General features: G+C 43.9%; 6 protein-coding genes. 2 read left to right on the forward strand and 4 right to left on the reverse strand.

Annotation, left to right across the window (positions count from 1 at the left end; genetic code table 11):
- Window positions 1-140: 140 nt before the first annotated feature.
- Both F6K46_RS35310 and F6K46_RS35315 read left to right on the forward strand, forming a co-directional pair.
- A complete protein-coding gene (locus F6K46_RS35310; protein ID WP_293064067.1) occupies window positions 141-536 on the forward strand; it encodes a hypothetical protein in 396 nt (131 codons plus the stop codon).
- A 324-nt stretch (window positions 537-860) separates the two neighbouring features.
- Window positions 861-1,541: a DUF1822 family protein gene (locus F6K46_RS35315; protein ID WP_293064064.1), complete on the forward strand. Its 681-nt coding sequence runs from the start codon at window positions 861-863 to the stop codon at window positions 1,539-1,541.
- Window positions 1,542-1,826: 285 nt separating this feature from the next.
- Here the strand turns inward: F6K46_RS35315 and F6K46_RS35320 are convergent, their stop codons facing one another.
- The 4 genes from F6K46_RS35320 to F6K46_RS35335 all read right to left on the reverse strand — a co-directional run.
- Complete coding sequence (locus tag F6K46_RS35320) at window positions 1,827-2,795, reverse strand: transposase (RefSeq protein WP_293064061.1); 969 nt, start codon at window positions 2,793-2,795, stop codon at window positions 1,827-1,829.
- A gap of 378 nt (window positions 2,796-3,173) precedes the next feature.
- Window positions 3,174-4,142 carry a transposase gene (locus F6K46_RS35325; RefSeq protein WP_293064059.1) on the reverse strand — a complete coding sequence of 323 codons (969 nt, stop codon included), beginning with the start codon at window positions 4,140-4,142 and terminating at the stop codon, window positions 3,174-3,176.
- A gap of 122 nt (window positions 4,143-4,264) precedes the next feature.
- Window positions 4,265-7,810, reverse strand: a complete 3,546-nt coding sequence (locus F6K46_RS35330; protein ID WP_293064045.1) for an NB-ARC domain-containing protein — start codon at window positions 7,808-7,810, stop codon at window positions 4,265-4,267.
- A gap of 354 nt (window positions 7,811-8,164) precedes the next feature.
- A partial coding sequence (locus tag F6K46_RS35335) for a GAF domain-containing protein (protein ID WP_293117888.1) occupies window positions 8,165-10,748 on the reverse strand: 2,584 nt, incomplete at its 5' end.

Below are 10,748 nucleotides of genomic sequence, written 5' to 3' on the forward strand. Positions count from 1 at the left end.
TATTCTAGCTCAGAAGCCGGATATATCCATCTCGCAGCGCCCCTTCGGGTGGGAACTTCGCTTGAACTCTAGCCTCTATGGAGAATTATGGAATTCTCACTCCTTTGAGCGCCTTCATCGGTCGCCCTGGTAATTTCATCATGCCAACAAATCGCTCAAATGACCATCTCATTAAGTGTCAGCGAGCCCTAGACCGTCTTGCCCAACTTGCCAGGAGCCAATCCACACGCGAACATTCAATTCCTCGTCCCATCACTGAGCGAGAGCGAATCCTGATCAACCTATACAGCAACTGCCCACTGTCCATGACCCCCCAAGAGTTTTATGGCAAATGGCAAGTTAACCAAGAAGACATTGGTCAAATCTGCTTCCGCTCAACCCACGCTGCAAACACCTGGCTCGCCCAAGGTGCTCGCTATAGATCTCCCTCTTCTGATTCCTTACATCATCTAGCGTTAATGGATTTTATCTTAGAAAATTTCGAGGCAATTCCAAAAGAATTATTGAATCGACTATGCTCAAAAGTTAAAGGTTGAAGAATGGTGAATTTAGAATGAAGAATGAAGAATGAAGAATGAAGAATGAAGAATGAAGAATGAAGAATGGTGAATGAAGAATGGTGAATGGTGAATGGTGACTTGATAAGGGTGAATTTTAGAATACAGAATGGTGAATGGTGAATTATGAATGGTTAAGAGTTAAGGGTTAAGGGTTAAGGCAGAATTCCCAATTCTTAATTCTACATTCTTAATTCTACATTCTTAATTCAAAACTGAGACAACTGAGACAAAAACTGAGATATTTTGCGATTGTCTGGCCATTATGATGACAATTGCAGAGTGTATTGGAGTAACTTATTAATGTTACACACCATTATTCCAGCAGGACAAACCCACCAAGCAGTTCCCCTTGTTCGCAGAGGTTCCGGAAGGCAAGGGGAGGCAGAGTATACTTCGCCCTATTCCCCATTTCCTATTTCTCCTTCCCTCTTTCCTAAGGATAGTTTTAGATTAGACAGTTTTAAATTAGACCCCAGTCCACCACAGGGATCAAAACCCAGTAAAACACCTAGTGAAAAGGTGGTACAACTAAAGCGGTGGTTAGAGGATTGTTTTGATCCAGGTTGGGAAAACGTGAACACTATCTTACAGCCAAACCTAGAGCGAGATTTCAGTTTTAGAAGTGACTCCTTTCAGGACGCTAGTACCAAATTCCATACTACAGCAGGAGTTAAAAGAGGTAAGCTACTCGGTACTGAGATCGGCTGGGGTGATCAGCAAGTAGCTTTATTAGTGGAGCTACATCGGACAGAATCACCCAAAATGAATCTATCAATTGAGCTGCATCCTGCTGGTGGTCAAGACCTTCTCCCCAAAGGTTTACAAATTATGGTGCTAGATGAAGAAGGAATTGTGGTGATTCAAGTCCAAGCCAGAGAGACAGAAAATCTTAAGTTGCAAGTGAGCGGCGAAGCAGGAGAATATTTTAGCATTAAGTTGGTTTGGAATGATATCAGTATTACAGAAAATTTCTTAATCTGATTGTAAGCATTTAGCCGTCAGCTATCAGCTATCAGCTATCAGCTATCAGGTTGTGCGCTACGCGCACGCTACGCGCACAGCTTTTGAAGAAAACAGGTAAGCCAATGACTGACCGCTGACCGCTGTTCGCGTAGCGTGGCCTACGGCCAACGACTGAATGCTTACAAACAATGAAGAATGAAGAATGAAGAATGAAGAATGAAGAATGAAGAATGAAAAAAATCAATTCTAAATTCTAAATTCTAAATTCCAATAATTTCTCAAATTTTCCTGTCGCACTTTCGGTTAAGCATCCTCAGCACTTTGTTCACCAGAAGCTAGCTGCTGATTAACTACAACTATAAACTCCTCTACAGAAGCAATGGTAATTGCCTGTCTGTGCAACATTGTCAACATCGAGTCCTCCTTAATTTGGTTGATTGTTTCCACCAACTCCCTAGGCACATCTTCAAAACGAATCCGAAGTACTTCCAGGAGCCATTCTCGACCTTTTTGTATCATACCCTCTTGACGAGCAAGGCGTTCATAACTAGTAACGTAAGGCATATTACTCTCCTGTTCGTAACTTATAATTTCTTCTGTAAAGCCGGTTTGCCAGTTATCCGGTAAACTAATTAGCCAATCAATTAACCGGAATAACTCTAGGATATCTTGCCTGCCATAGCCCCGTTGATACAAACGTTTCGCAACTTGTAATTTAATCTGATATCGTTGCTGAACATCTTGTTTAGTTTGCTGATTGGCCAGATGAGCTGCCACAATTACCGCGAAAGGATTGTTACTTTCTTCCAACACCTGGGACGAATAATCCAGCAGTTTAACAATCGGGAAGCGCAACAACACCTCACACCCCCATATCCTGTAACTGTATTCATTCGGTCGCCAGGATTTGCTTTCATCAGCTAGAACAGCTAAACTGACTACTTGACGGCGATATTTGTCAAAAATGCGGTAGTTGTACACATAAATCCTCTCAGCAAACACGGATTCGTATTGACTTTGGACTTCCACATGAATTAATACCCAGGTTTCCTGGCCATCGGTGCGCCAAACCTTAACTAATTTGTCTGCTTCCCTAGTGCTAATTTCCCCATCCCGCGCTATCTGTTGGAATTCCTTGTCCAGAAATTCATAGCCTTTGTTCCAGTCAATATTTTCCTCAATTTCGGGGAATAAAAATGCCATAAAGGGTTGGAAATATAAGGAAATTGCCTCTTTCCATGGATTATCGTAGTCTGCACGTTGATTAGTCATTATTCATGGACTAAATGTTACCAATTTCAAAAGTTATTTTAAATAATATACTCCTAACATTATACCTTATTAATACAGTAAAAATTACTAAAATAGACGTCAAAAAGTAAGCATTAAGCTTATGGGCTATGGGCATAAGCTTAAAATTTAAGAGGTATGGAGTGATGGGATGCGATCGCGTAGCGGCTCTTTCCCTTTTCTTGTTATTATGCCATGGCGACAACACCAAAAAGAATGAAGAATGAAGAATGAAGAATGGAGAATGAAGAATGAAGAATTAAAAAAATCCAATTATAACTTCTCAATTCTACATTCTAAATTCTAAATTTTACATTCTTCATTCCAATAATTTATCAAATTTTACTGTCGCACTTTCGGTTAAGCATCTTCAGCACTTGGCTCACCAGAAGCTAGCTGCTGATTAACCACAACCATAAACTCCTCTACAGAAGCAATGGTAATTGCCTGTCTGTGCAACATTGTCAACATCGAGTCATCCTTAATTTGGTTGATTGTTTCCACCAACTCCCTAGGCACATCTTCAAAACGAACCCGAAGTACTTCCAGCAAAGATTCTCGACCCTTTTGTATAACCCCCTCTTGACGAGCAAGGCGTTCAAAACTAGTAACGTAACGCATACTACTCTCCTCTTCATAACGTCTAATTTCTTCTGTAAAGCCGGTTTGCCAGCTATCGGGTAAACTAATTAGCCAATCAATTAACCGGAATAACTCTAGGATATCTTGCCTGCCATAGCCCCGTTGATACAAACGTTTCGCAACTTGTAATTTAATCTGATATCGTTGCTCAACATCTTGTTTAGTTTGCTGATTAGCCCGATGAGCTGCCACAATTACAGCAAAAGGATTGTTACTTTCTTCCAACACCTGGGACGAATAATCCAGCAGTTTAACAATCGGGAAGCGCAACAACACCTCACACCCCCAAATCGTGTAACTGTATTTATTCGGTCGCCAGGATTTGCTTTCATCAGCTAAAACAGCTAAACTGACTACTTGACGCCGATATTTGTCAAAAATGCGGTAGTTGTACACATAAATCCTCTCAGCAAACACGGATTCGTATTGACTTTGGACTTCCACATGAATTAATACCCAGGTTTCCTGGCCATCCCTGCGCCAAACCTTAACTAATTTGTCTGCTTCTCTAGTGCTAATTTCCCCATCCCGCGCTATTTGTTGGAATTCCTTGTCCAGAAATTCATAGCCTTTATCCCAGTCAATATTTTCCTCAATTTCGGGGAATAAAAATGCCATAAAGGGTTGGAAATATAAGGAAATTGCCTCTTTCCATGGATTATCGTAGTCTGCACGTTGATTGGTCATCACTTATGGAATAAATTAAGAATTAAGAATTAAGAATTAAGAATTAAGAATTAAGAATTAAGAATTAAGAATTAAGAATTAAAAAAAATCCAATTCTCAATTCTACATTCTAAATTCTCAATTCATCCTATCGCTCCCAACGTTTTCAGAGTTGCTTTCTGTGCCTCAGTTAACCCTCTAACTCCAGTAATATTCATAGCTTCATAGAGTCTAGGAGTTCTCAGGATTTTCAAACACTCTCCTGTTTCTACATCCTTTAGTCTTACCGTTTGGTCTTGAGACCCACTGGCCATAATTTGACCATCCACACTGAAGGCGACTGAAGAGACCAGATGGGTATGTCCGGTGCAAATGTCAAGGCACTCCCCTGTGGAAACATCCCAAAGTCTGACCGTTTGGTCAGCACTGCCACTGCTTAGGGTTTTCCCATCGGGACTGAAAGCAACTGATAATACCCAATTGGTATGTCCGGTCAAGGTTTTGCAGCACTTACTCTCACCAATATCCCACAGCTTCACCGTGTGGTCTGTACTGCCACTAGCCAAGAGCTGACCATTGGGACTAAAGGCCACGGAGTGGACTCGATTACTATGTCCGCGCAAAATTCCTACACAGCTTCCGGTCTCACAATCCCATAGCCTCACCGTGTGGTCAGCACTACCACTGGCTAAGGTTTTCCCGTCATTACTGAATGCCACTGAACACAGTCTATCAGTATGTTCTTGAAACGTTCTGATGCAGTGACCTGTGCTGACATCCCACAGCTTCACCGTGTGGTCGGCACTGCCACTGGCTAAGGTTTTCCCGTCACTACTGAATGCCACTGAAAATACCCAATCAGTATGGCCATGCAGTGTTCTCATGCAGCGACCTGTGCTGACATCCCACAGCCTGATCGTATTGTCTGTACTGCCACTGGCTAAGGTTTTCCTGTCACTACTGAATGCCACTGAATAGACAAAGTCAGTATGTCCGGGCAAGGTTCTGATGCAGCTACCAGTACCATAATCCCATACTCTCACTGTGTAGTCGTTACTGCCACTAGCCAGGGTGTGACCGTCACTACTAAACGCGATGGGCATTGCCCAATCCGTATGTCCATACCAAGTTTTCAAGCATTGACCGGTTTGATAATCCCACAGCTTCACCTTTTGGTCTAAACTCACACAAACCAGGGTGTTTCCATAAGGACTAAAGGCCACTGAAAATACCTGATTGCTGTGTCCATGCAAGGTTTTCAAACATTCATTGGTGCTAGTATCCCAGAGCCTAACGATGTGGTCGCCACCGCCACTAGCCAGGGTTTTCCCATCTGGACTAAAGGCCACTGAGTAGACACCACTACTATGTCCAGTGTAAGTTCTTAAGCAGCGACCTGTGCTTACCTCCCAAAACTTTACAGTGTGGTCACCACTGCCACTGGCTAAGATTTTCCCGTCACAGCTGAATGCCACTGACCCCACGCAATCCCTATGACCGGTGCCAGTGTTCAGGCATTCACCAGTGCCACTATCCCAGAATTTCACCGTGTGGTCGTCACTGCTACTGGCTATAGTCTTACCATCTGGACTAAAGGCAACGGATCTAACCCAACTGCTATGTCCGGTGCAAGTTTTGAGACATTCTGCAGTTTTGATATCCCAGACTTTCAAGGTGTGGTCGCCACTGCTAGTAACTAGGGTCTGACCATCTGGACTAAAAGCGACTGAACAGACCTCATTACTATGTCCGGTACAAGTCCTTAAGCACTTACCATCACTGACATCCCAAAACTTAACGGTGTGATCCGCACTGCAACTGGCTAAGATTTTACCATCATGGCTAAAAGCAAGGTCCCGTACCAAATTGGTATGACCCTCACAGAGCAAAACTAGTTTACCGCTTGGTACTTCCCACAGGCGAACCTTCCAATCTGTATCACAGGTTGCTAATAGTTTACCATCTGGGCTGAATGCTGCTGATAAAATATTTCCTAAGGTTTCGGTAAATACTGAGCTGGTCAAGTCACAATGGGCGAAATTGACATTGTGTAATGTAATTCCCTGTAGGTTAGCTTGCCAAACTGTTAGATTAGAAAAGTCATAGCTGCTTAAATCTACCTGTAATTGGCGCAGTATATTAATTATATTACCACAGATATATGCCGTATCTTGAGTTATTTTTTTAACCGTGGTAGTTGGGGAGCGCAGCATTGATATAATTTCCAGCAAGTGATTGCTGAGCTGTTTTGTGCAACCAAAACGAGCGAGTAATCTTTCAATAATCGGTTCGAGAATCAGAGAGACTTGACTATCCCGAATATACTCAGGGGCAGTGGCTTTGACTAATGCGTGACTGCGCAACAGAGCAAAATTTTTACTAGTAACTTCCTCAGGAATCTGCTCAATTAATCGATTAACCATGTATTCCATCACTACAGGTTGTTGGGTAAACCCAGCCGAGGTTTTCTCAATCAATGAGCGCCGTTGTAGAGACCCTAGAGACTGTAAAATGTCAGGAGCGCATCGGTGGCAGAAAACGTCCTGTTCCAACTCTTTAAAAAAAACCGGTTCGCGATTAATAGCTAGCCAGTACATCAGCTCTTGTTGTGTAGCACTCAGGCGCTGAAACTGCCGGTCTAGCAAATCCCGAATATCATCAAAAATGAATGAGCCTTGCTTTAAAAAATTCAGGAACTGAGCAATATTGCCATAAAAAAAGTCTCTGACCAGACAAGCCACCATTTTTAAGGCTAAAGGATTTCCAGCATAGTGCTCAATCACGGTCAGCCACTGGGTGTCATCCCCAGCAAAATTTCCTTTTTCCTTCAGGATTTCCTGCCCATCGGTGTCTGATAACCCTTTGAGTGAGAAGCAGCGAATCGGTAAGTTTTCCCCCTCCAGGATAGTCAATTCCTGGGGTGGCTCCCGAGAGGTCAGTAATAGACAGCTGTGGTGGGCGGTTTCACCAATACTTCTGAGCAGCTCACCGTATTCAGCATATCCTTCTCGATAACTACCGGTGCGATCGCCACTTTGCAGAATCGACTCCACATTATCTAGAACTAGCAAGCAACGCCCCCCTTGTAAATAGCGAATCAATCGCAGAATTTTGCCATCCACAGAGCAGGGTAAATTGGTTTCCTGCTGTCCAGACAGAAATTGAATCAGGTCTGCCAGGAGTTCTTCTAGGGGAGGGGCATTGCGTAGAGTGCGCCAAATCACAAACTCAAATTTATCTTCCAGAAGATGGGCTAAAGTCACAGCCACAGAGGTTTTACCAATTCCCCCCATCCCTAGAAGTGTCACCAGGCGGCACTTGTCCTTAAGAATCCATTGCTGTAGGGTGTTCAGTTCCTCAGTACGACCGTAGAAATCTCTTAGCTTTGGTGCTTGTCCCCAATCAACACGTTTAATTTGAGCCACAGTGGGACTCTTGCCGTTATTGATTTGATCTGCCTTAATCTTATCTGGCTCAACAACCTTTTCCCAATCAACCCCTACAGCATCACAAATGGCGATAAAGGTGTCAGAGCGAATCGGTTGTCTTGCCCAAAATCGGTTTAAGGTTGCCCTAGAGGTTAAGGCACTGCTACACCAAGCTTCTGCGGTTTTGTTCCATCTTTTCAGGCGTCTAGCCCGGTCAACCAATTTTAGTCCTAATTCAGAAGCTCGCACTGAATTCTTCATAGCCCAATCTGCTTCTGCTCACTATCCACGCCAATTGTTATGCCAAAATCTGAGAGTACCATGAAGTCAATCTGAGACAATTGACATAATAACCTTAAACAAGGGCACAGGTAACTTCGGATCATTGAATAGCAAGGGTTTGAAGAACTTTAAGTTTTTTGAACACAGTTAATATAATTTAATTTACGGCGCTTTGCATAACTATCAAGTACACTGAATTTTATACCTATTCCCTCTTACCTGCTCCCTGCTCCCTGCTCCCTGCTCCCTAAAAAACCAGAACGAAAGTACCTAATTGAATTGCAAACCGCTGTAACCATTCAGCTATCAGCTGCTTAGGATTTTTTGGTGTTATCAAAAATCTTTAAAACCACTAACTGACTCCTGCAATTCCTGAGCTACGGCTACAGTTGAGGTTAAGGAACTTGAAATTTGTCTAGAGGAATCAACGGTACGTTCCGAGAATTGGGCCATCTCTTTGATCAACATAGCGACGCTCTGAGTGGTTTCGGTTTGGGAAAGACTCCCTTGGGAAATGGCTGTCACTAGCTGCTCGATCTGGCACGAAGCCGACCTCAGCTGTTTCATATTCTGCTTAGCTTCCTCAACTCGACTTGTCCCCTTCTCCACCACAGCAGTGCTCTGTTCCATTACCTTGACTAATTGAGACGTTTCTAGCTCGATATCATCTACTATCTTGTGAATTTCCTGGGTAGCTTTGATCAATTGGTTGGTAAGCTGATTCACTTCTTTGGCAATCACGACAAAACCCTGAATCCCACCAGACCGCGCAGCCTCAATCTCAGTGTTAATAGTCAAAACATTGGTTTGGACTTTGAGCATGTTGCTCAAGGCAACCACCTTAGCAATCTTTTCGGAAAATTTACCTAGCTGCTTCACTCTTGACGTGGTTTCCCCAATCGTGTCTCGCAATTCCAGGATACTCTCCTGAGTTAGGTTAATAGCAGTGCTGCTAGCTTCAACAGTGGTTGTAACTCCATCAACTACCCTCGCCGCCTGATCAGCATGCTCAGCCACTGCTTGAATCGAATCGGTGATTTGCTCCACTGAATGCAGGGTGCGAGTGGTTTCTGAAGCTTGCTTAAGAGCATCTTCTGCTAGTTGACCGACTACCACCTCCTTGTTTTCCAGTAAGGTATTGACTTCAACCGCTGAGTTGTTGACCTGGGTTACGATAGTTTGCAAACTCTCAATAATGGTGTTAAAACCATCAGCAACTTTCCCAATTTCATCCAAAGTCACGTCAGAGCGCACTGTCAGATCTCCTTGTGCTGCCCCTTGCAAATTTTCAAGCAGTACCAGCAGTTGCTTCTGGAGTGCTTCTTTTTCCTGTCTTTGCTCTTGAGAAATTCTTTCCGTCTTTTCGAGCAGATTAGCCTGCTTTAGAGCAAAGCTGAATTGAATCGCCACCTGAGTCAAAAGGTTAATCTCCGTTTCCTGCCAAGCTCTTGGCTGTGAACATTGATGGGCAGCCAGAAAGCCAATCAAGTTACCTGCCACCAAAATCGGTGCTACTAAACTGGCTTTAGCTCCACGCAATAGAGAGGTTTGGCCAAGCCTCTCGACTTGGGACTGCTGGTAGTGGGTCAACTCACCCTCAAGATTATCAATGGCTAGAACCTGACGTGACTGGTAGTGATCAAGATCCTCTAGGGCAAAATCCAACTCTTCCTTCTGTGTTTCTGGGGTAACAGAGCCATCCAGAGTTACTGAAAGGCCAACCATTGAGCCTTTATGATTCTGTTCGAGGAGGTAAATGATTGTGCGATCGCACGAGAGCGCTCTTTTAATTCCCACCACCGTAGCTGGGAAAATCTTTTCCCGTTCTAGGGATTTAAGCATGCTAGCGGTAATCTCATTTAACGTTTGGGAAATGTCCACCGTGGCTTGCTGCTGTTCCAGGAGCAGGGCTTGGGTGAGGGCATCACCGATTTGTCTAGTTAACTGCTGCATTAACTGACGTTCTGACTCCTGCCAAGGGTGGGGTTTTGAGCAATCATTCGCATACAACAAGCCGAAAAGTTCACCCCCAACTATAATTGGGGCAACTAGGCTGGCTACGACACCAAGGCGTTCAAGGAACTGGCCAGGAGCACCAGTTAGAGTAGCTTGTTGAAGGTTCTCGACACTCACAAGCTTCTCCAACTTAAACTGTCTAATTTCCCCGGTCGTGATTGGTTCATAAATAGTTTGCCCTAGGGCTTCAACCATACCAGAATCTACGACCTCCGCTGCAATTATCCCGCTTTTGAAGTCAGGATTAAAGCGATAGATAAACACACGGTCTGTCTTGAGGGCAAGGTGTACCCCATAAACGGAAGTTTGTAGGATATTGTCGAAGTTTAAGGATTGCTGAAGCTGGTTGCTGACTAGCGCTAGTGTCCGCGCCTGTTCAGTTTCTTGTTCTTGCTCCTGTAATCGACCTTTGACCCGTGTCACCAGGTTATTAAAGACTTGAGCCAATAGCTGCGTCTCGGTAGCACCAACAAGCTCCGCCTGAACGTTCAGGTTGCCTGCAATCACCGCCTTAGCAGTATTAGCCAACTGACCCAAGGGTTTTGCTAACTGATCGGATAAAGCTCTCACTACCAAGGTAATAATAATGCCCAGTAGCACGAACACACTAGCAAAGCCTATTGCCGCTTTTCTACCCGCTGCTCTGAGTTCACTAAGTTTGATCGAGACGGCCACAGTCCAATTGCTATCAGGAACTGCAACCAATATATAGTGCCTGCTATTATGATCAAAGGTGGCCAGCTTTAAGTTTGGGAAAAGTTCTGAATTAGCTGACTTTATGGTCAGTCCCTTCTGCTGCACTGTTTGCCCAGTTTTAACAGCTTCGAGCAAAATTTTTACGTTCTGTACAACTACTTGATCCTTTGCCCCGAGCAGTTTCTGTGGCTGGTCTTTACTCTTC

The sequence above is a fragment of the Moorena sp. SIO3E8 genome (assembly GCF_010692445.1).
Lineage (GTDB): Bacteria > Cyanobacteriota > Cyanobacteriia > Cyanobacteriales > Coleofasciculaceae > Moorena > Moorena bouillonii.